Origin of the sequence: uncultured Croceicoccus sp., from assembly GCF_947496385.1 — a bacterium.
GTDB lineage: Bacteria > Pseudomonadota > Alphaproteobacteria > Sphingomonadales > Sphingomonadaceae > Croceicoccus.
The window spans coordinates 72,797-94,483 of record NZ_CANMCP010000008.1 but is presented as its reverse complement, the minus strand read 5'-3'; the positions used below and the strand labels follow the sequence as shown (position 1 = coordinate 94,483).

The 21,687-nt window shown below is 66.0% G+C and carries 20 protein-coding genes; 11 read left to right on the top strand and 9 right to left on the bottom strand.

Features of this window, described 5'->3' with window-relative positions:
* Window positions 1-129 precede the first annotated feature (129 nt).
* Together ptsP and Q0897_RS12745 are read right to left on the bottom strand one after the other, a co-directional pair.
* Window positions 130-2,442, bottom strand: a complete 2,313-nt coding sequence (gene ptsP, locus Q0897_RS12750) for a phosphoenolpyruvate--protein phosphotransferase (protein WP_299309823.1) — start codon at window positions 2,440-2,442, stop codon at window positions 130-132.
* Window positions 2,443-2,609: 167 nt separating this feature from the next.
* Window positions 2,610-2,765 carry a YdcH family protein gene (locus Q0897_RS12745; protein ID WP_239807344.1) on the bottom strand — a complete coding sequence of 52 codons (156 nt, stop codon included), beginning with the start codon at window positions 2,763-2,765 and terminating at the stop codon, window positions 2,610-2,612.
* 266 nt (window positions 2,766-3,031) lie between these two features.
* Between Q0897_RS12745 and Q0897_RS12740 the strand changes: the two genes are divergently transcribed.
* The gene (locus Q0897_RS12740; protein WP_202086676.1) at window positions 3,032-3,226 is read left to right on the top strand and encodes a DUF465 domain-containing protein; all 195 of its coding nucleotides are present in this window, start codon (window positions 3,032-3,034) and stop codon (window positions 3,224-3,226) included.
* A gap of 9 nt (window positions 3,227-3,235) precedes the next feature.
* On the opposite strand, the gene Q0897_RS12735 is transcribed toward Q0897_RS12740, so the two are convergent.
* The 5 genes from Q0897_RS12735 to lptB form a co-directional block, all read right to left on the bottom strand.
* A complete protein-coding gene (locus Q0897_RS12735; protein WP_299309822.1) occupies window positions 3,236-3,994 on the bottom strand; it encodes a sulfite exporter TauE/SafE family protein in 759 nt (252 codons plus the stop codon).
* Between the two features lie 113 nt (window positions 3,995-4,107).
* Complete coding sequence (locus Q0897_RS12730) at window positions 4,108-4,806, bottom strand: tRNA (guanine(46)-N(7))-methyltransferase TrmB (RefSeq protein WP_299309821.1); 699 nt, start codon at window positions 4,804-4,806, stop codon at window positions 4,108-4,110.
* Between the two features lie 76 nt (window positions 4,807-4,882).
* Window positions 4,883-5,578: a response regulator transcription factor CtrA gene (ctrA, locus tag Q0897_RS12725; protein ID WP_299309841.1), complete on the bottom strand. Its 696-nt coding sequence runs from the start codon at window positions 5,576-5,578 to the stop codon at window positions 4,883-4,885.
* A gap of 250 nt (window positions 5,579-5,828) precedes the next feature.
* Window positions 5,829-7,280: an RNA polymerase factor sigma-54 gene (gene rpoN, locus Q0897_RS12720; RefSeq protein WP_299309820.1), complete on the bottom strand. Its 1,452-nt coding sequence runs from the start codon at window positions 7,278-7,280 to the stop codon at window positions 5,829-5,831.
* A 44-nt stretch (window positions 7,281-7,324) separates the two neighbouring features.
* A complete protein-coding gene (gene lptB / locus Q0897_RS12715) occupies window positions 7,325-8,173 on the bottom strand; it encodes an LPS export ABC transporter ATP-binding protein (RefSeq protein ID WP_299309819.1) in 849 nt (282 codons plus the stop codon).
* Between the two features lie 257 nt (window positions 8,174-8,430).
* On the opposite strand from lptB, the gene Q0897_RS12710 reads away from it, so the two are divergent.
* The 3 genes from Q0897_RS12710 (at window position 8,431) to Q0897_RS12700 (ending at window position 11,631) form a co-directional block, all read left to right on the top strand.
* Window positions 8,431-8,781, top strand: a complete 351-nt coding sequence (locus tag Q0897_RS12710) for a hypothetical protein (protein ID WP_299309818.1) — start codon at window positions 8,431-8,433, stop codon at window positions 8,779-8,781.
* A gap of 106 nt (window positions 8,782-8,887) precedes the next feature.
* A complete protein-coding gene (locus Q0897_RS12705) occupies window positions 8,888-10,231 on the top strand; it encodes a TldD/PmbA family protein (RefSeq protein WP_299309840.1) in 1,344 nt (447 codons plus the stop codon).
* 5 nt (window positions 10,232-10,236) lie between these two features.
* Complete coding sequence (locus tag Q0897_RS12700; RefSeq protein WP_299309839.1) at window positions 10,237-11,631, top strand: mechanosensitive ion channel family protein; 1,395 nt, start codon at window positions 10,237-10,239, stop codon at window positions 11,629-11,631.
* Window positions 11,632-11,719: 88 nt separating this feature from the next.
* On the opposite strand, the gene ppa is transcribed toward Q0897_RS12700, so the two are convergent.
* Both ppa and Q0897_RS12690 read right to left on the bottom strand, forming a co-directional pair.
* Window positions 11,720-12,265: an inorganic diphosphatase gene (gene ppa, locus Q0897_RS12695; RefSeq protein WP_299309817.1), complete on the bottom strand. Its 546-nt coding sequence runs from the start codon at window positions 12,263-12,265 to the stop codon at window positions 11,720-11,722.
* Window positions 12,266-12,406: 141 nt separating this feature from the next.
* On the bottom strand, window positions 12,407-14,371 hold the full coding sequence (locus Q0897_RS12690; protein WP_299309816.1) for a peptidase M61: 1,965 nt from the start codon (window positions 14,369-14,371) through the stop codon (window positions 12,407-12,409).
* A gap of 96 nt (window positions 14,372-14,467) precedes the next feature.
* Here Q0897_RS12690 and hisS point away from each other — a divergent pair, with 96 nt between their 5' ends.
* The 7 genes from hisS (at window position 14,468) to lnt (ending at window position 21,672) form a co-directional block, all read left to right on the top strand.
* Complete coding sequence (hisS, locus tag Q0897_RS12685) at window positions 14,468-15,721, top strand: histidine--tRNA ligase (RefSeq protein ID WP_299309815.1); 1,254 nt, start codon at window positions 14,468-14,470, stop codon at window positions 15,719-15,721.
* Window positions 15,722-15,725: 4 nt separating this feature from the next.
* Window positions 15,726-16,793 (top strand): peptide chain release factor 1, encoded by a 1,068-nt coding sequence (gene prfA, locus Q0897_RS12680; RefSeq protein WP_299309814.1) that lies wholly within the window; start codon window positions 15,726-15,728, stop codon window positions 16,791-16,793.
* Window positions 16,794-16,851: 58 nt separating this feature from the next.
* Entirely contained in the window at window positions 16,852-17,766 is a 915-nt protein-coding gene (gene prmC, locus Q0897_RS12675) for a peptide chain release factor N(5)-glutamine methyltransferase (protein ID WP_366519935.1), read from the top strand.
* Window positions 17,767-17,854: 88 nt separating this feature from the next.
* Window positions 17,855-18,796, top strand: coding sequence for a fatty acid--CoA ligase family protein (locus tag Q0897_RS12670; protein WP_299309813.1), 942 nt, complete (start codon window positions 17,855-17,857; stop codon window positions 18,794-18,796).
* Complete coding sequence (locus tag Q0897_RS12665; RefSeq protein WP_299309812.1) at window positions 18,778-18,981, top strand: hypothetical protein; 204 nt, start codon at window positions 18,778-18,780, stop codon at window positions 18,979-18,981. Before Q0897_RS12670 ends, Q0897_RS12665 begins: the two co-directional genes overlap by 19 nt.
* 333 nt (window positions 18,982-19,314) lie before the next feature.
* The gene (locus tag Q0897_RS12660) at window positions 19,315-20,010 is read left to right on the top strand and encodes a DUF4167 domain-containing protein (protein WP_299309811.1); all 696 of its coding nucleotides are present in this window, start codon (window positions 19,315-19,317) and stop codon (window positions 20,008-20,010) included.
* Between the two features lie 48 nt (window positions 20,011-20,058).
* On the top strand, window positions 20,059-21,672 hold the full coding sequence (lnt, locus tag Q0897_RS12655) for an apolipoprotein N-acyltransferase (protein ID WP_299309810.1): 1,614 nt from the start codon (window positions 20,059-20,061) through the stop codon (window positions 21,670-21,672).
* Window positions 21,673-21,687 lie beyond the last annotated feature (15 nt).

Here is a 21,687-nt window from a genome sequence, read left to right as displayed (position 1 = left end):
AAGACATTCAACCTGTCCGGCAGGCAATACGCACGGGCCACCCATGTCAAGCATCGAAGCCGTGCCGTCACCGCCCCGCGCGGCTTATGAACAGGAAAGCGCGAGGGAGCGGCCCGGTTCCTGTCCGCGTCAGTCCCAGTCGATGCCGCGTTCCTCCGCCCACGCGATCAGCGCGCCGCGAAGGTCGGTGACCGGCTCGGCCAGCCATTGCTCCATCGCGGCGGAAATCTCGCGCGTGTCGACCTTGCGGACCAGCTCCTTGAGCGGGCCGACCGATGCCGGCGTAATCGAAAGACGCCGGATGCCGAGGCCGATCAGCGCCAGCGCCTCGAGCCGGCGCCCGCCCATCTCGCCGCACACGGTGAGGTCGACCCGATACGGCGCGAGCGATTGCACCACGCGGCGCATGAACCGCAGGATCGCGGGGCTGAGCCAGTCGTAGCGTTCGGCGAGCCGCGGGTTCGAGCGATCGGCGGCGAACAGGAACTGCGTCAGGTCATTGGTCCCGATCGACAGGAACGACAGCTTGGGCGCCAGCACGTCGAGCATTTCGGCGAGCGCTGGAACCTCCAGCATGGCGCCATAGCGGATCTGTTCGGGCAAGGTCTTGCGCCGGTCTTTCAGGAACGCGATCTGCTGCTCGAACACGGCCTTCGCCGCGTCGAATTCCCACGGTTCGGACACCATCGGGAACATCACGTTCAACGTGCGTCCGCCCGCCGCCTCGAGCAGGGCGCGGGCCTGCGCCTTCATCAAGCCTTCGCGGGCAAGCGCGAGCCGAAGCGCGCGCCAGCCCATCGCCGGGTTCTCCTCGTCGCCGCTGTTCTCGTCCCCGCGCAGATAGGGCAGCGACTTGTCCCCGCCCACGTCGACGGTGCGGAAGATCACCGGCTTCTGTCCCGCGGTGTCGAGCACGTCGCGATACAGGCGCGTCTGCCGGTCGCGCTGCGGCAGGGCGGCGGAGACCAGGAACTGAAACTCCGTGCGGAACAGTCCGATGCCGTCGGCGCCCGTCATGCCGAGCATCGGGATGTCGTCGCGCAGCCCGGCGTTCATCATGACGGTGATGCGCTCGCCGTCGCGGCTGAACGGTTCGACGTCGCGCAATGCGGCATAGCCGGCCTGCCGTTCGCGATTGCGCAGCGAGCGGGCCTCGAACGCCTCGGTCAGGACGGGGGTGGGGCGGACATTGGCGACCGCCTGGTCGGCATCGAGCAGGATTTCGTCGCCTTCGCGCATCATGCCGCGCACGCCATGCACCCGGCCCAGCACTGGCACGCCCATCGCCCGCGCGACGATGACGACATGGCTGGTGAGCGAGCCTTCCTCCATCACCACGCCCTTCAGCCGCCGGCGATCGTATTCGAGCAGTTCGGCCGGGCCGAGATTGCGGGCGATGAGGATCGTGTCCTGCCGCAAGCCCAATGCCGCCGCCGTGCCGATCTGTCCCGACACGATGCGCAGCAACCGATTGGCGAGATCTTCGAGATCGTGCATCCGGTCGGCGAGCAGCGGATCGTCGATCTGCCGCATGCGCATGCGGGTGCGCTGCTGCACCCGCTCGATCGCGGCTTCGGCGGTGAGGCCGCTGTCGATCGCCTCGTTGATGCGCCGCGCCCAGCCTTCGTCGTAGGCGAACATCTTGTAGGTCTTCAAAACCTCCGCATGTTCGCCGTCGACGCCGAATTCGGCCTGGTTGGTCATGGTCTCGATCTGCTCGCGCATCTTGTCGAAGGCGAGATAGACGCGCTGCCGCTCCGCCTCGGTATCCTCGGCGACGACCTGTTCGATGGAGATGCGCGGCTGGTGAAACACGGCGAAGCCGCGTGCCAGCCCCTTGACCAGCGGCAGGCCCTTGAGCTGCTGCTGTCCCGAGAGCTGCGGATTGGTCAGGAACGCGTCCTGCTCGTCGATGAGGTCGGCATTGGCGATCAGCTCGGACAGGACCATGGCGACGGTCTGCAACGCCTCGATCTCGACCTCTTCGTAGCGGCGCGGATCGACATGTTGCACGGTGAGCGCGCCGACCGCGCGTTCCTTGCGCACGATGGGCACGCCGGCAAAGGAGTGGAACCGTTCCTCGCCCGTTTCGGGGCGGTAGAGAAAGTCGGGATGCGCCGCCGCCTCGGCGAGGTTGAGCATCTCGACATTCTTGGCGATGGTGCCGACCAGCCCTTCGCCAATGGCGAGCCGGGTGACGTGCACCGCCTCCTCGTTGAGGCCGCGCGTCGCGAACAGTTCGAGCATCCCTTCGCGCAGGAGATAGATCGAGCAGACCTCGCTATCGAGGCTTTCGCCGATGATCTCGACCACGTGATTAAGCTTTGCCTGCGCATTGTGGCGCGATGCCATCACCTCGTGCAGGCCGGTGAGGATCGTGCGCGCGGCAATCGCGGGGGAGGGACCGGTGGGCGGAGTGTTCGGTGGCTGGCTGGCTGGCATGGATCAAAGAGGTAGCGCATGGCGCGCGTTTCGCAAAACATCCATCTGCGTTTCGCCGCGATAAAGCCGCGCGCGTTCGCCCGACAGGGTTCCGTGTGCCCGCCCGGTCCACGAAAAACCCCCCGAACCGCACGCGGCCGGGGGGCGTCGATGAATGGGAGGGGCGATCAGTGCAGGGCGATCTCTTCCTTGATCCTGAGCTTCCTGCGTTTCAGATCCTTGATCCGCGTGGCATCGGGTGCGGGGCGCAGTTCCTCATCCCGGATCTGCCGCTCCAGACCGGCATGCTTCGTTTCAAGGGCGGTGACATGCGTGGATTCCATCGAAAAGCTCCTTTGCGAGTGATATCCCCCATTCGACAGGCTGGCGACTCGAAATGGGCACCTGGCTGTCATGGAAATGAAATCATATTTCGAAGATGTAAAAAAGCGGTTTCGATTATTGTTTCGGACGAACCGGCCCCCCTCATGCGACGGTCCGTTTGCGGTCCGATACAGCGATTGCGAAGCGGGGACCGGCTGTGGCATGACGCAGGCGCAATTCGCGCCGATGATGTCGCCGGCGTCATTCGACAGGATCTGATACGCCGATGACCGAAGACGAGATGCGCCGGCAGCTCGAAACACTGCGAATCGAACATCGCGATCTCGACGCGGCGATCGACACGCTGGCGGAAAATCCCGCGGCGGCGCTTCAGGTCGCCCGGCTGAAGAAGCGCAAGCTCAGGCTGAAGGATCAGATCATGTTTTTCGAGGATGCGCTCATTCCCGACATCATCGCCTGAACCCGGCGATCAGCCCCACGCCTTCCATATGCCGTAAAGGCTGGTGAGGGTGAGCACCACGCCGACCAGCGTCAGCATCGGTTTGACCGGAACGCGCTTTGCCGCATAGGCCCCGATCGGCGCCGCCGCGACCCCGCCGACGATCAGGCCGAGCGTCGGTCCCGCCATGTCGGCGATCCCGATATGCGCGATGAAGGTCGCCGATACCGCCACGGTGAGGAAGAATTCCGCCGCGCTGACCGACCCGATCACCCGCCGCGGTTCCACCCCCTGCACCAGCAGGTTCGACGTGACCACCGGCCCCCATCCGCCGCCGCCCGCCGCGTCGAGAAACCCGCCCAGCAGGCCGAGCGGCGCCACACGCCGCGCCGGTTTCGGATCGCCGGGATGGCGCAATCCCCGCACGAAAAGATAGATGCCGATGCCCGCAAGATAGAGCAGCACGAACGGCTTGATCGCCGATGCGTCGATATTGCTGAGCAGATAGGCGCCCGCCACCCCGCCGAGCACGCCGGGGATCAGCAGGCGCAGGAACAGGCCGCGGTCGATATTGCGGTGATAGAGATGGCTGATCCCCGAACTGGCCGTGGTAAAACATTCGACGAGGTGCACCTTCGCACTCGCCAGCGCGGGCGGCATGCCGAACACGCCGACCAGCAGCGTGTTTGTGATGACCCCGAACGCCATGCCCAGCGCCCCGTCGACGAGCTGAGCGGCAAAGCCGATCGCGATATAGGGCAGGAGATCGGCAAACGAATCGAAACCCATGGACGTTCATTCCCAAGGCAGGAGATAGTGCCGGCGGAAATATCGCGGGTTTCATTTGCGGCGCGAAGCAATTTTGGTCGCCGGTCGCAAATATTTGCTTTTGGAAAATTACGCTACCGGCGGCGATAGCGGAAATACCAAACCTCGTGCCCCTGGCGCCGGGCCTTTGCCTCGTACCGCGTTTCGGGCCAGCCGCCGGGCCGCACCTGGAAATCGGCGGGCTTGTCGCACAGCCATTCGAAGCACCCGGTATGGCGCTGCATCACCGTCAATGCGTGGCGCAGATAGATCGGATGGTCCGTGCCGAACCGGAATTCGCCGCCCGGCTTCAGCTTGCGCGCGATAAGATCGACCGGGCCGTCGTTCATCATCCGGCGCTTCGCATGGCGCGCCTTCGGCCAGGGATCGGGATGCAGCAGATAGCAGAAGGACAGCGCGCCATCGGGAACCCGGTCGAGCACCTGCAGCGCATCGCCCATGTGCAGCCGCACGTTCGGCAATGTCCGCTCCCGCACATGGAGCAGCGCGCCGACCACGCCGTTAACGAAGGGTTCCGCCCCGATAAACCCATGGTCGGGGAGCATGTCGGCACGCCCGGCCATATGCTCACCCGAACCGAAGCCGATTTCGAAATGCAAAGGGCGATCGCTTCCGAACAGGCCGGCCGCGGTGATCGGCCCGTCGTCCGGCACCGCGATCTGCGGATAGAGTTCGTCGAGCAACTCCTGTTGCCCGCTGCGCAGTTTCTTCCCCTTGGACCGGCCATAAAGCCGGTTGAGCGTGAGGGGATCGCCTTCCTTGTTCGCCGTCATGCCGCGCCGATAGCGGGTGGCACGCGCCGCGTCGAGATGCGATCGCCCGGGTTCCCCCCGCCCGCTTTATCGGAGGTCAGGCCGCCTCGGCCTCCTGCGCCGGGTCGCGCAGGACATAGCCGCGGCCCCAAACGGTCTCGATATAGTTTTCCCCGTCGCACGCCATCGACAGCTTCTTGCGCAGCTTGCAGATGAACACGTCGATGATCTTCAACTCCGGCTCGTCCATGCCGTTGTACAGGTGGTTGAGGAACATTTCCTTCGTCAGCGTCGTGCCCTTGCGCAGCGACATCAGCTCCAGCATGGCATATTCCTTGCCAGTGAGATGCACGCGCGAGCCTGCCACCTCGACCGTCTTGGTATCGAGATTGACGGCAAGCTTGCCGGCCCGGATCACCGATTGCGAATGCCCCTTCGACCGGCGGACCACCGCGTGGATGCGCGCGATCAGCTCGTCCTTGTGAAACGGCTTGGTCACGTAATCGTCGGCGCCAAAGCCGAAGCTGCGGATCTTGGAATCCATCTCGGCGATGCCCGAAAGGATGAGAACGGGCGTCTGCACCTTGGCGACGCGCAGTTTCTTGAGCACGTCATACCCGTGCATGTCGGGCAGGTTGAGGTCGAGCAGGATGATGTCGTAATCGTAGAGCCGCCCGAGATCGAGGCCCTCTTCGCCAAAATCGGTCTGATAGACGTTGAAGCCTTCGCCCCCCAGCATGAGCTCGATCGCCTTTGCCGTGGTCGGTTCGTCTTCGATCAATAAAATCCGCATGATGTCGCTTCCCTGTTTCGTATCGCTCAACCCGCGATCGTCGTGTTTCCCGATCTGGAAGAGCCAGTGCCCCGAATTAACCATACAAAAAATGGGGGACAAACCTTAATAAGGTCTGAAATGGACCCAAGGCACTGAAGCGTAGGTGTTGTGTGCCGGAAAATTCGCTCTGTTCCCCCGGATTGCGCCACTTCGGGCAAGGTCCGAAACGGAGGGTTATCGCCACGCGACCAGCCTTGCGAGAGGCGGATTACCGGCTGGCGGCGATCCTTTTGAGGCGGCGACGCTGGACCGAGGAGCCGATCCCGATCGCCTCCCTGTATTTTGCGACCGTCCGTCGCGCGAGCGTATAGCCGCGATCCTTGAGGCATTCGACCAGCGCATCGTCCGACAGGATCTTCTTCGGATCCTCCGCATCGCAAAGCTGGCGAATGGCGGCCTTCACCGCCTCGGCGGAGGCGCCGCCCTCGCCGTCGGCATGGGCGACGCCCGAACCGAAGAAATATTTCAGTTCGAACGTGCCCCGCTCGCAATGCAGGAACTTGTTCGACGTCACCCGGCTGATCGTCGATTCGTGCAATTCCACCTTTTCCGCCACCTCGCGCAGGGTGAGCGGGACGAGCGCGGACACGCCGCGGCGAAAAAACCCGTCCTGCCGCCGCACGATTTCATGTGCCACCTTCAATATGGTGCGCTGCCGCTGATCCAGGGCGCGGGTGAGCCAGTTCGCGTCGGTCAGCTTTTCGCCCAGCCAGCCTTGCGCGGCGCGATCGCGGCAGTGGCGTTTCATCTGCACGTAATAGTCGCGATTGACGACGAGCCGGGGAAGCGTGCGCCGATTGATCGCCACGCCCCAGCCGCCCTGTTCGCGGCGGATGAGCACGTCGGGCACCACCGGCGTCGCCGCCCCGCCGCCAAAGCGGTGCCCCGGCTTGGGATCGTAGCGCCGCAATTCGGCGATCATGTCGGCAAGGTCGTCGTCATCCACGCGGCAAATCCGGCGAAGATGCGCAAGATTTCCCTGCGCAAGCAGGTCCAGATTGGCAAGCAGCGCCGCCATGCACGGGTCGTGGCGATCGGCCTCCTTCGCCTGCAGCGCGAGACATTCGGACAGCGAGCGCGCACCCACCCCCGTCGGGTCGAGCGTTTGCAGCAGCGCCAGCGCCCGCTCCGCCTCGTCCAGTTCGATGCCGAGCGAGACGGCGATGTCGGCAAGATCACCGACGAGATAGCCCGCCTCGTCCAGGTGATCGATCAGATGGCCGGCGACGAAGCGGAGCACCGTCGTCCCCCCCGCGGCACCGATCTGCGCGTGGAGATGCTGCGCCAGCGTGGCGGCGTCGTCGGCGCGTTCGGCAAAGTCGAAGTCGCCATCGGACGCGGCGCCTGCCCCCATGCTCCCCTCGCGCACGCCGATTCCGTCGCCGGTGTCGAAATCGCGATCCGCGGCATCGGGCGCGATGTCGAGTGCATCGACGCCATTCGTGCTGCCTGCGTCGGGCAATTCGGCATCGCCCTGGGCCGGCGCGGCAGCCTCCCCGGTATCGCCGAGTTCGAGCAGCGGATTATCCGCCACCGCGTCGGCGATATGGCTTTCCAGCTCCAGGTTCGACAGCGTCAGCAGGCGGATCGCCTGCTGCAATTGCGGTGTCATCACCAGCGATTGCGATTGCCGTATGTCGAGGCGGGGGCCGATGGCCATGGGACGTCAGCCGCGCGGATCCGGCAGGAGGGCGCGCACGCAGCTCACAAGGTGAACCCCTCGCCGAGATAGAGCCGCCGCACGTTTTCATCGGCGACCAGCGCCTCCGGGCTGCCGGCAAAAAGAACCTGCCCGCCATAGATGATGCAGGCCCGGTCCACGATTTCGAGCGTTTCGCGCACGTTGTGATCGGTGATGAGCACGCCGATGCCGCGCCCCTTCAGATCCTTGACCAGGTCGCGAATGTCGCTGATCGAAAGGGGGTCGATGCCGGCGAACGGCTCGTCGAGCAGCATGATCGACGGTTTCGCCGCAAGCGCGCGGGCGATCTCGGCGCGGCGCCGTTCCCCGCCCGAAAGCGCCATGGCCGGGCTTTCGCGCAGGCGGGTCAGCCCGAATTCGTCGAGTAGCCGCTCCAGCTCGGCGGCGCGGACCTGCTTGTCCGGCTCGACCAGTTCGAGTACGCAATTGATGTTCTGTTCGACGCTCATCCCGCGAAAGATGCTCGTCTCCTGCGGCAGATAGCCGAGGCCCAGGATCGCGCGACGATACATCGGCAGGTTGGTGATGTCGTTCCCGTCGAGCAGCACCCGCCCCGAATCGGGCCGCGCGAGCCCCATGATCGAATAGAAACACGTCGTCTTGCCCGCGCCATTGGGGCCGAGCAGGCCCAGCACCTCGCCCTTCGCGACGGAGAGCGAGATGTCGGTGAGCACCGCCCGCTTGTCATAGCTCTTGGCGATGGACAGCACCTCCAGCCCGCCTTGCGGCACGGGGGGCGCGGCCGTCTCTTCGGGGTCTACGGCGGGGTCGAGAGTGATCTCGGTAGCGATGGCGTCTGGTCCTTGGTCTGCGGCGGGGTGCCGGTCACGATCGGTTGCGGCGCAACGCATATCATGGCCTGCAAACCATTAAAGCCCCCTCAACGCCGTCATGCAATCGGTTTGGCAGGCGGTTTGGCAGGATTCGTGCATGGCCGCCCTGCGCGCGATGTCCCAACGCCCGCGAAACAGCCGCATATGCAGTGGCATTGACCTTGGCCGTGAAACAAATGATACTCGATCCGGGACTGAAAGGGAAAGGATCGTGCGGCATGGCAGGATCGCAAACACGAATCGAACGTAGCGCCCGCTTGCACCGCGAGCGAGAGATGGCTCGACCGGCGCCGCCGGTTCATGCGACCCGCGGCTGGCCGAGGAAGATCAGCGACAATATCGCCTATGCGCTCCTGGTGTATACGGTCCTGCAGATCTTCGTCACGGTAAAGCAGCTCAAGGAATTTTCCGGCACCTTGCTGCCCTACATGGCGCTGGTCATTCTGGTGCTGGCGATCATACCGATCTGTCTGAAGCTGGAGCGGCGCTGGGCCGGGATGTCGGATGCAGCGGCGCACGATCCGCAATATCGCGGGGCCTATCGCCGCGATCAGCTGCTCATCTGGGCAGGGGCGATCGGGTTGCCGTTCGCGATCGCGGGGCTGGCCCGGATGCTGCACGGGTAATCCGCGCAACGGGCTGAACGCGGCGGCGGCGCTTGCCCAGCGGGCGGGCAATGCCTATCCCGCCGGTTTCGAATTCAGGAGAAACCGGCATGTCGAGATCCAACCCGTGCTGAACGCCGAGCAGGCCGAGAGCCGCTGTCACGATCTGATCGCCCGCGTGCGGCGGCTGGGCGCCGATGCGGCCGATGCCGTCTATCTCGGCGATCTGTCCGAAACCGTCCATGTCCGGCTCGGCGCGCTTGAAGAGGTGGAGCGGTCCGAATCCGAGCATTTCGGCCTGCGCGTCTTTATCGGGCAGAAAAGTGCCACCATCGGGTCGAGCGCCGCCGACGAGGCCGCGCTCGACGAATTGTCGCGCCGGGCCGTCGCCATGGCGGAGGCGGCGCCCGCCGACCCCTATGCCGGGTTGGCGCCTGCCGACATGCTGATGACAGGGGCAGCCCCCACGCTCGATCTCCTGTCGCCGCCGCCGGGGCCGGACGCGCTGCGCGAGGCGGCGGAACGGACCGAGGCGGCGGGCCGCGCCCGTTCCGGCATCACCAATAGCGACGGCGCCGCGGCAAGCTATGGCCGCGCCATCGCCGCGCTGGTGACGAGCCACGGTTTTTCAGGGCATTACGAGCAGGCGCGCCATGCGCGGTCGATCTCGCTCGTCGCGGGGAAGGGCGCGGGGATGGAGCGTGGCTATGCCGGGCGCAGCGCGCGCCATGCTGGCGATCTGCCGGACGAGGAAGAGATCGGCACGCTCGCCGCGGATCGCGCGCTCGAACGGCTCCATCCCGGCACCATGAGCAGCGGGCCGATGCCCGTCGTCTTCGATCCGCGGGTGGGCGGAACGCTGCTCGGCCATCTTGCCGCGGCGATTTCGGGCCACAGCATCGCGCGCCAGGCCAGCTTTCTCCTCGAATGCGAGGGGAAGCGCATTTTCCCGGCCGCCATCACCGTGACCGACGATCCGCTGCGCCATCGCGGCCTGCGTTCGCGGCCCTTCGACGGGGAGGGATTGCCGACCGCGCCGCGTGATCTGGTGGCGGAGGGGCGGCTGACGGGCTGGTTGCTCGACAGCGCATCGGCGCGCAAGCTTGGCCGCCGCCCGACGGGCCATGCGGCGCGCAGCGGGGGCGGTTCGCCCGCCGTCGCGACCAGCAACGTGACCCTGAACGCCGGCGATGTGTCGCGCGATGCGCTCATCGCCGACATTCGCGACGGCGTGCTGGTGACGGAGCTGATCGGGCAGGGGGTCAATCTCGTGACCGGGGATTACAGCCGCGGCGCATCGGGTTTTCGCATCGTGAATGGCGCCATCGCCGGGCCGGTGTCGGGCTTTACCATCGCCGGCAATCTCATGGACATGTTCGCGCAGATGACCGCCGCCGCCGATCTCGACGACATTCGCGCCGTCAACGTGCCGAGCCTGCGCGTCGACGGCATGACCGTGGCGGGGGGGTGACGACGATGCGCCGTGCCATGCTTGCCGCCGCGCTGCTGCTTTTCGCCGCGCCCGTCCATGCCGCCATTCCCGACCTTTCGGGCGGCGGCGCAGCCGAACCGGCGGCGCCTGCGCAGGAGATCGAGGCCGAACAGGGCGCGGAGCAGGACATCCGGATCGCCGCGCGCATCCGCAATATCTTCGCCGCGATCGAACCGCTCGCCAATGTTGGTGTGCAGGTGGAGCAGGGCGTCGTCACGCTCAGCGGGAATGTCGCGCAGGCGGAGGCCGCGCAGCAGGCGGAGGACATCGCATCGCGCGTGACGGGCGTCGTCACCGTGTCGAACCGGATCGAGCGCGACCTTGCCGTCAACAGCAACCTTGCCCCCACGCTCGGCGGGATCGTGGACGAGGCGCGCGGCCTTGTCCGCATGTTGCCGCTCATCCTCGTCGCGACGGTGGTCGCGGTGCTGGTGGCGCTGCTGTTCGGCGCGATCTCGCGCATGCGCTGGCTGCTCGACAAGGTGACACCCAACGCCTTCGTCACCGAGCTATTGTCCAGCGCGATCAAGTTCGTGGGCGTGTTGTTCGGGCTTTATCTCGCGCTGAAGATCCTTGGCGCGACGGCATTGCTGGGCGCGGTGCTCGGCATCGGGGGCGTCATCGGCATCGCGGTGGGCTTTGCCGTGCGCGACACGATCGACAATTACATCTCGTCCGTCATGCTGTCCCTGCGACAGCCGTTCCGCGCCAACGACCATGTGATGATCGAGGGGAACGAAGGCCGCGTCGTGCGCCTTACCAGCCGGGCCACCGTGCTGATGACGCTGAACGGCAACCATCTGCGCATTCCCAATTCGACCGTCTTCAAATCGGTCATCCTCAATTACACCCGCAATCCGCAGCGCCGTTTCGAATTCGATCTCGGCGTGGATGCGGACGACAATCCGGTGGATGGCATGGCCACGGGGATAGAGGCGCTGCGCGGTCTGGATTTCGTGCTCGACGAACCCGAGCCGACCGCCGTCATCCGCGAGGTCGGCGATTCCAATATCGTCATCAGCTTTCGCGGCTGGGTCGATCAGGAAGAGACCGATTTCCTCAAAGGACGATCCATCGCGATCAAGGCGGCGAAGGACGCGCTGGAGGAAGCAGGCTTTGCCCTGCCCGAGCCGATCTACCGGCTGCGTTTCGATTCCGGCAGCCCGCTCGCACTGGGCGAAGGGGCGAGCATTTCGCAGGCACCGCGTCCCGCGCCCGCCGCGCCGTCCCCCGCCACGACGCGCAAGCGGGCGAGCGGGGAGAGCGAGGCACAGGCGCGGAGCACCCGGCCGGAGAACCACATCGCGGAACTGGTCGATCGCGAGCGTGCCGTCACGGGTGAGGCCGACCTGCTCGATTCCAGCCGCCCGGTGGAATGATCGCGCCGACAACGGGGGCACTTGATACGAAAAAGCCCGGCGGTTTTGAGGGCCGCCGGGCTTTTTCATGGGATGGGTGAGGGGCGCCTCAGCCCTTTTCGGCTTGGGCCTGCTTCTCGCGCTCGATCGCCTCGATCACGATGCGGCGGGCTTCCTCGGCGCCGCCCCAGGTGCCGACGCGGACCCATTTTTCCTTTTCCAGGTCTTTGTAATGGGTGAAGAAATGCTCGATCTGCTTGAACAGGATTTCGGGCAGGTCGCCCTTTTCCGACACCTTGGTGTAATAGGGGAAGGTCGAATCCTCGGGCACGCAGACCAGCTTTTCATCGCCGCCATGCTCGTCTTCGAGGTTGAGCACCGCGATGGGACGCGCGCGCACGACGCAGCCGGGCACGAACGGGCTGCGCGCCACGACGAGCGCGTCGAGCGGATCGCCATCGGGCGACAGCGTGTGCGGAACGAAGCCGTAATTGGCGGGGTAACGCATCGGCGTGTGCAGGATGCGATCGACGAACAATGCGCCCGAATCCTTGTCGAATTCGTATTTCACCGGTTCGCCGCCAACGGGAACCTCGATGATGACGTTCAGGCTTTCGGGCGGGTTGGACCCGGTCGGGATCAAGTCGATACGCATGTGGGCTTTCGTCCTCTGTCTATCCGGCGCTGCGTTGCAGCATGTGACCCGGCGGGGCTGTAGCGCGGCGCGCCGTCTGCGCCAAGAGCGCATTTCGCGCCCCCGGCACGGCGCAGCTCACGCATGGCTGCGCCGCGCTTTTCAATCGGCGACCGTCGGTTCGAGCAGGCGGTCGAGCAATTGTTCGCCATCCTTCCCGTCCACCGGTTCGAGCCAGGGATAGCGCAACCCTCCGTCATAGGCGAGCGGCACGGTGAGGTAACGGCCCCCCCGCTCGATCAGCAATTCGATCGGCCCGCCGCCATCGGCCGCGGCCGCGATGGCGCGCTTCATCGCGTCGCTGTCATAGGCCTCGCCATTGACGGCGACGATATCCGCCCCGCCGACGATGCCCGCCTTGAACGCCGGCCCGTCCCACAGGACCGAGGACACGGACCCGTCATTGCCCACGTTCAGCCCAAGCGAATGCCACAGGTTGAGATATTTGGCGTTCGCCATGAGCGCCTCGTCATAGGGGTTGGGCTCGGGCCGGAACGCCACGCGATAGCCGGCAAGCTCCACCCCGCGCGTCGGCGCCGGCTGGTTCGGCAATTGCAGGCGCCGGGAAAGGAAATTCGCCCAGTCGTAGGGATAGACCGCGTTGAGATCGGCGACGACATCCTCGAACTCGTACGTCACCTCGCCCCAGTCGCCGTCGCGCAGCCCGAAGAACCTCTTGTTGAAATCCTCCAGCGATTTCCTGCCCCCCGTCTCGCGCCGGATCAGCATGTCCGCCTCCAGCCAGGTGAGCGCACCCTCGCTGTAATATTCCTCGCCGCGGGCCTGGCTCGAAAACGGCTTGGCCTTGCGCGCGGCGAAGATGGGATCGTGCGTCGTGTCCTCGACCGAACGCCACGCCCGGCCCGGCTGCGTCATGTAATTGGCGACGGTACGGGCGATGTCGCCCTTGATCAGGTCGGTCGTCTGCAATCCCGAACGCGCGGCCAGCACCATGTCCCAGTAGCTCGTCATGCCTTCATAGACCCAGAGCAGGTTGTCCTGCATCGGCTGACGATAGTCGGGGGTCCACAGGCGAGCAGGCCGGCGGAACTTGCCGTTCCAGCTATGCGTCATTTCGTGGGGCAGCAGCCCGCGGCGGTATTCGGTCTTCTTCCACTCGGTAAACGTGTCGGGCGGAAGCGTGTTTTCCGAGCTGCGATGATGTTCAAGACCGATCCCGCCGAGCTTGTCGGTCAGGCCGAGCAGGAATTCGTAGTGGTCGAACGGTTTCGAGCCATAAAGCGCGATCGCCTCGTCCACGAGCCGGCGATGCGCGTCGATCTGCTCCTCGCTCGCGTCGAGGTAGCGCGGCGCATCGGCAAACACCTCGAGATCGACATTTTGACCCAGATCCCACGCACGGTGATAGGCGCCTGCGAAGATCGGCGAATCCACCAGCGTCTGATAATCCGTGGTCGCCCATTGGACGGTGTCGCCCGCGCGGCTCATCCCGTCGAGCGCGGTCGCGACGTCCCATCCTTCGGGAAAGGTCACCGTCGGGCGGATCGCGATGCGGCGCACGTAATGCCCGGCGGGATAGAGGCTGACATCCTCGAACTTGAGGTTCATCATCTCGGGCGTCATGACGATGCGCCCCTCGTTCGGCTCCAGCGGGGAGGTATAGACGAGCTGCGCCACGACCTGCTCCGTGCCGGCGGGAACCTCGACGTGAAAGGCGTAGACCTCGACCGGGTCGCGCGTCCATTTCAGATCCTGCCCATTGGCGGTGAAACGAATGCCCGTCAGCTCGGCCAGGAAACCGCGCGGCGCATGCTTGCCCGGAAGCCATTCGGGATAGAGCAGGGTGAGACGCTCCGTCCCCGGTGCGAGCGGGATCGTCTCGGTCGTGCGGAACACGCCGCGCGTGATGTCGGTCGCATCGACGGCGAGGTCGATCGTGCCGCCCGGCCATGGCGTATCGACCGGATCGGGCACCGACGGCGAAATCGGCACGGCCTGCGGGAGCGAGCGCTGCTGCTCCGCCTGTGTCTGCGCATGGGCGGGCAGGGCGATGGCGAAAAGGGATACGGCGGTGAGAAGGGCGCGGCCCGTGATGGTCTTTTTCATGGGCGATGGTGTGCCGCGACCGCCGCCCATATGCAATACGCCAGTGCGGTGCGGCGATGCTTTGCAGGAGCGGGCTTTGCGGGTAAAGGCCGCGCCATGACGGACAAGCGCATCGAGACACCGCAGGCCATTCGCGGAACGCAGGACATCTTCGGAGCGGAGGCGGAGGCCTTCGCCCATGTGGTCGAAACCTTCGAACGCATTCGCCGCCTCTACCGGTTCCGCCGGGTCGAGATGCCGGTCTTCGAAAAGACCGCCGTGTTTTCGCGGAGCCTGGGCGAGACGACCGATGTCGTGTCGAAGGAAATGTACAGCTTCGAGGATCGCGGCGGCGAATCGCTCACGCTTCGTCCCGAATTCACCGCCGGTCTGACGCGCGCGTTCCTGACCAACGGGTGGCAGCAGCACGCGCCGCTGAAACTCGCCACGCACGGCCCGCTGTTCCGCTATGAACGCCCGCAAAAGGGGCGCTACCGCCAGTTTCACCAGATCAACGCCGAAATCATCGGCGCCGCCGAACCGCAGGCGGACGTGGAATTGCTCGTCATGGCGGATCAGCTTTTGCGCGAGCTTGGCATTGCCGACGGCGTGACCTTGCAATTGAACACGCTGGGCGACGGGGAAAGCCGGGAGAACTGGCGCCGTGCGCTCGTCGAATATTTCGGCGACCACCGGGCCGAACTGTCCGAGGATTCGCAGGACCGGCTGGAGCGCAATCCGCTGCGCATCCTCGATTCCAAGGATCGCCGCGACCGTGCCTTCGTCGCCGACGCGCCGCAGATCGACGCGTTCCTTTCGGGCGAGGCGCAGGAATTCTTCGCCGCCGTCACCGAAGGGCTGGATGCCGCGGGCGTCGCATGGGAACGGGCGGGCTCGCTCGTGCGCGGGCTCGATTATTACCGGCACACCGCGTTCGAATTCGTGACCGACCGGCTGGGCGCGCAGGGGACCGTGCTGGGCGGGGGACGTTATGACGGGCTGGTCGAAGCACTGGGCGGGCCGGCGACCCCGGCGGTCGGCTGGGCCGCGGGGATCGAGCGGCTGGCCATGCTGGTGGGCGAACGGGGCGAGCCATCCGCCGATGTCGCGGTCGTGCCGATGGGCGCGGCAGCAGAGGCCGCGGCCGCGGGCATCGTCGCCGATCTGCGCCGCGCAGGGCTCACCGTCGACATGGCGTTCAAGGGCAACATGAAAAAACGGATGAGCCGCGCCAACGACAGCGGCGCGCGCCATGCCGTGATCCTTGGCGAGGAGGAACTCGCCGCGGGCGAGGCCACGGTCAAGACGCTTTCCACGGGGGATCAGGCCCGTGTGCCGCTCACCGGTCTTTTGCCCGTGTTGAAGGGCTGAACCCTTGCGCGTGTCCGACGAACGCCTCGCCCAGATTGCCGGGCGCTTTGCCGAGCTTGAGGCGCGGCTGGCCAGCGGCACGCTGGAGGGGGAGGCCTTCGTCGCCGCGAGCCGCGATTATGCGGAACTCGAACCCGTCGCGCGCGAGGCAGCCGGGGTGGCCGCCATGCGCGGCGAGCTGGCCGAGGCGCGCGCGATGCTCACGGATCCCGAAATGCGCGCCATGGCGGAGGAGGAGATCGCCCGCATCGACGGCGAATTGCCCGCGGCGGAGGACCGGCTCGCGCTGGCCCTGCTGCCCCGCGATTCGGCGGATGCGCGGCCCGCGATGCTCGAAATCCGGGCGGGCACCGGCGGGGACGAGGCAGCACTGTTCGCCGGCGACCTCTATCGCATGTACGAACGTTTCGCGGCCGAGAGCGGCTGGCGCATCGAACCGATCAGCACCAGCGTATCCGACGTCGGCGGGTTCAAGGAAATCGTCGCCCATGTCACCGGCACCGGCGTGTTCGCACGGATGAAGTTCGAAAGCGGCGTCCACCGGGTGCAGCGCGTGCCCGTCACCGAAAGCGGCGGGCGCATCCATACCAGCGCGGCCACGGTCGCCGTCCTTCCCGAACCGGACGAGGTGGACGTGGAGATTGCCGACGCGGATGTGAAGATCGACATCTACCGCGCATCGGGCGCCGGCGGGCAGCATGTGAACACCACCGATTCCGCCGTCCGCCTGACCCATATCCCCAGCGGCATCGTCGTCATTCAGCAGGACGAACGCAGCCAGCACAAGAACCGCGCCAAGGCGATGCAGGTGCTGCGCGCCCGCGTGTACGAGATGGAGCGCGCAAAGGCCCATGGCGAGGAGGCCGAGGCGCGCAAAGCGATGGTCGGGTCCGGCGACCGCTCCGAACGCATCCGCACCTATAATTTTCCGCAGGGGCGCGTGACCGATCACCGCATCGGGCTGACCCTGCACAAGCTGCCTGAAATTCTCGAAGGGCCGGGCCTTGCCGAAATGATCGATGCGCTCATCGCGGAGGACCAGGCCAAACGCCTGGCCGCGCAGAATTCGTGATGGCGCGCCTGTATCCCCGGCGGGTGCGAAACCCTGTCCCCAATGGAACGTTCGACGCATGACGATGGAAGACAACGCCCCCGCAACCGGTTCCGCCCCCGGCGCCGACCGCACCATCGCCGCCGCATTGCGTGACGGGGCGGCGAGGCTCGCCGAGGTGTCGGACAATCCCCGGCTCGACGCCGAGTGGCTCATGGCGGAGGCGATGGGCACCGACCGCTCGACGGTGCTGCTGCAACACATGGACCGGGCCGCGCCTGAACGGTTCGACGATCTGGTGGCGCGGCGCGCGTCGGGCGAACCGCTTGCGCATATTACCGGGCGTCAGGAATTCTACGGGCTGGAACTCGCGGTGTCGCGCCATGTCCTGATCCCGCGGGCCGATAGCGAGGTGCTGATCAACGCGGCGCGCGACGTGCTCGCCGACAGGCCGCCGGCGCGCATTCTGGACATGGGGGTGGGGTCGGGCGCTCTCCTGCTCGCGGCGCTGTCGTCATGGGATGCGGCGCGCGGCGTCGGAATCGACCGGTCGGGCGCGGCGCTCGCCATGGCGCAGCATAATGCGGAACAGCTGGACCTTGCCGATCGCACCGAATTGCGCCTGGCCGACTGGACCGAAATCGGGTGGGAACGCCGGGTCATGCCGGCCTATGATCTGGTGCTCGCCAATCCCCCCTATGTCGCGACGCAGGATCCGGCGCTGGCCGACGACGTGCGCCGGTTCGAGCCGGAGGGCGCGCTTTTCGCGGGCGAAGACGGGCTCGACGCCTATCGCACGATGATCCCGCAATTGCCCGACCTCATGACGCCCGGCGGCGTCGCCATGGTCGAGATCGGATATGCCCAGGCCGACGCGGTGATCGACATCGCCGCCCGGTCGGGCCTGCGCCATGTGCTGCACCACGATCTTTCCGGCCATCCGCGCGCCCTTCAACTCTGGGTGGAGCAGTTCGGCGACGACGGGCTGGACTGAGGCGCGGGGCGCATCACCCCAGCGATCGGTAAAACGCGATCTCCATCTCGCCCTCGACGCAATCGAGGATGGGAGGGACGAGCGCCTCGTGAAAATCGACCGCCATGTGATGGTCGAACGCGGCATCGTCGCGGAACGTGGCGATGACCTCGGCATGATCCTCTACACCTCCGGCACGACCGCCAATCCCAAGGGCGCGATGATCGGCCACGCGGCGCAGGTCGGCAACAGCCGCAACCTCGGCCGGCGCTATGAGGTGACGCGCGCGGACAAGGTATGGTCGCCGCTCCCCATCTATCACATCGCGGGCATATTGCCGATGACGATGATCCTCGATGCGGGCGGCGCATACATGACGGTGCCGCATTTCGATGCCGGCGTTGCGCTCGAAATGCTGGGCCGCGAAGGGGGGGCGATCGCCTATCCCAGCTTCGTGACGATCATGCAGGATCTCATCAATCACGAGGATTTCGAAACGACGGACCTGTCGAGCCTGCGCGTGATGAATTCCAATTTCGCGGTGCAGCCCGACTGGATCCGCGAGGCCGTCGCCAAGGCCATGCCCGATACGATCCAGGTCGGCACCTATGGCATGACGGAGGCGGCGGGCACCGTTTCCACCAGCCGCCTCGACGACAGCTATGCCGTGCGGACCGGGCGTTGCGGCAAGGTGCTGCGCGATTGGGAGATGCGCATCGTCGACGCCGACAGCGGCAAGGATTGCGAACCGGGCGCGCGCGGCGAGATCGTCCTGCGCGGGCCGAACATGCTCAAGGGCTATTACAATGCGCCGGACAAGACGGCGGAGGCGATCCGGGACGGCTGGTTCCATACAGGCGACATCGGGTCCGTCGACGCGGACGGCAATGTGATGTTCCATGGCCGGATGAAGGACATGTTGAAAGTCGGCGGCGAGAACGTCGCCGCGACCGAGATCGAGACCATGTTGCAGACCCACCCCGCGGTGAAGCTGGCGCAGGTCGTGGCCGTCCCCGACCCCGCTATTCCGAGGTGCCAGCCGCGTTCATAGAACTCGCTCGCGGGAAACAGAGCAGCGAGGAGGAGCTGATCGCGCATTGCCGGGGCAAGCTGGCGAGCTTTAAAGTGCCGCGCATGGTGCGTTTCGTGTCGGAATGGCCCATGTCGACTTCCAAGATTCAGAAGTTCCGGCTCCAGAAGCAGCTTATCGCCGAAATGGAGCAGGGGCAGGGCTGAAATCTCCGTTCCCTTGCGGTAATGACGGGTAAAACACGGCCTTTGCGGCAAAAAGGCTTGGCAGGGGCGTCATTTGTCGATAGTCCTGCTGCGTGTCAGGGCATCGGACGAGATTGCTTCCCGCTGCCCCGGCAATCCTGATCATCGCAGCATGTCGCGGGCCCGAAACGGCTTGCGGACAGGATGCGAGGTTGGCCCGGTCGCTTCGTAATTCGAGACAAGAGCGTCGCGGCGGACGGTTTGGCGAACCCGGGCACGGTCCGGGGTGCTTCCGGAATGGTTTCGCGCGGCGGTGAAAGAACCGAACCGCGCCGGACAGAGGAACGGCTTCAATTGAACAATAATCGCGGAAACAATCGCCGGCGTGGCCGGAACAACAACCGTCAGCAAGGTGGCGGCCAGTTCCAGAACCGTGTCGACAGCAGGGCGCGGGGCAATGCGCCGCAGCTTCTCGACAAGTACAAGAAACTCGCCGAGGATGCCGCCCGCAATGGCGACCGGGTGCAGTCGGAATATTACCTGCAATTCGCGGACCATTATTTCCGCGTGATCGCCGACGGCAAGGCCCGCCAGGAAGAGCAGCGCGCCAAGCGCGACGATAATCGCGGCGATCAGGACGACAGCGACGGCAACGCGCCGCGCAATGCGCGCGGTCGCGGCAACAGCGATCGTGATTACGACGACGATGGCCATGCGTCGCGCGACACCGACAATGACGATTTCGAGTCCGGCACGTCCGACGACGATGCCGACACCGACACGAAGCCCAGGCGCAAGCCGCGCAAGGCGCGCAGCGACAGCGACGGGCAGGAAGACGGCACCCCCGCCGAACCGCGCAAGCGTGCCCCCCGCCGGCGCAAGGCCGAGACCGAGGATGCCGTGGAAAACGGCGGTGCCCTCGATCCGCAGGCATTGCCCCCCGCGATCGGCGCCGCCGAAGCGGAGGAAAAGCCGAAACGCGCCCGCCGCCCGCGCAAGCCGAAGGCCGAGGACGGCGACAGCGACGAGATGAAGCAGGCGGTCGGCTGATCGCCGCGCCCCTGCGGAGCAGGCGCGCCAACGGGGCCGCACGTCGACATGTTTCGCGTTTTCCATAAGATTCCGGCACCCCTGCTCGCGCTCGTCGCGGGCGGGATCGCCCCGCTCGGGTTTCAGCCGCTCGGCTGGTGGCCGTGCACGCTGGCGGGTTTCGCGGTGCTGTTTCACCTGCTTTACCATGCCGAACGGACGCGCCGGGCGGCGTTGATCGGGTGGCTCTTCGGGGTCGGGCTGTTCAGCGTCGGCAACAACTGGATCGCGACGGCCTTCACCTATCAGGCGGCGATGCCGGCGTGGCTCGGCTGGGTCGCGGTGGTGCTTCTTGCGTTTTATCTTGCGGTGTATCCGATGCTTGCCGGGCTTGCGGCATGGCGGCTGGCGGGCGGTTCGCGAGAGCAGGCGCCGGGCGGCGGTTTCGGCCTCGTCGCGATATTGGGCGGGTGCTGGGTCATCGGCGAATGGCTGCGCGGGTGGGTCTTTACTGGCTTTGCGTGGAACCCTGTCGGCATGGTCACGCTCGGTGGGTACGATGCGCCGGGGCTTGCCGGAATTGCGCCGTGGATGGGGACCTATGCGCTGTCCGGGCTCGTGGTGATATTGGCTGGGCTGTGCTGGCTCGCCTTGCGGGGCGGGGCGGGGCGCGGCGGAGCGGAGCCGGGCGTGGCCGCGCGCGCGGCGATGGTGCTCGTGCCGGTCCTGCTGTTCATCGTCCCATGGCCCGCGTGGCACGGCGGGGAGGGCGATCTGCGCTTTACGCTGGTGCAGCCCGATATTCGCCAGGACGTGCTCAACGATTCCGCATGGTTCGAGCGTAATTTCCGCAAGACCGCGGCCCTGACGACGCGCGAGGGCGGAGGCGATGGCCCGCGGCTCGTTCTATGGCCGGAATCGGGGGTGCCCGATTATCTGCGCGAGGGGTATCCGGACCGCTATTACCGCATGACGACCTACGCCGCCGATCCGCGGCTTGCGCGCGCGCGCATCGCGGATGTCATCGGACCGGACAGCCTCCTTCTGACCGGCGCGGTCGATCTGGTGATCAGCCCGGACGAGAGGGCGAGCGCCGTGCGCAATGTCGTCACCGCCATCGGTCCCGATGCGCGCATCCGGGGGAGCTATGCGAAGGCGCATCTCGTGCCCTACGGCGAATATCTGCCCATGCGCAACGTGCTGGAACCTATTGGCCTGTCGCGCCTTGTCGAAGGGGCGCTCGATTTCGAGGAAGGGCCGGGCCCGCGCACGCTCGATCTCGGCGCATATGGCCGGGCGGGGATTCAGATCTGCTATGAAATCATCTTTCCCGGCGCGGTCGCGGACCGGTCTGACCGGCCCGACTATATCGTCAATCCGACCAATGACGGCTGGTTCGGGGCGTGGGGTCCGCCGCAACATCTGGCGCAGGCGCGGATGCGCGCGATCGAGGAAGGGCTGCCTGTGCTGCGCCCGACGACCACGGGGATCAGCGCGGTGATCGACGCCGGCGGCACGGTGCGCGCGCATATCCCGCAATTTCGCGACGGGCGGATCGACGCCGTCGTGCCCCCCGCCCGGGCGCCCACATGGTTTGCGCGTGCGGGCAACGGTCTTTCGCTTGGCTGGGCCTTACTATTCCTTTTGGCGGGAATGGTTGCCACCCGCCGCACCCGTGTCTAACGATATAAAGAAACC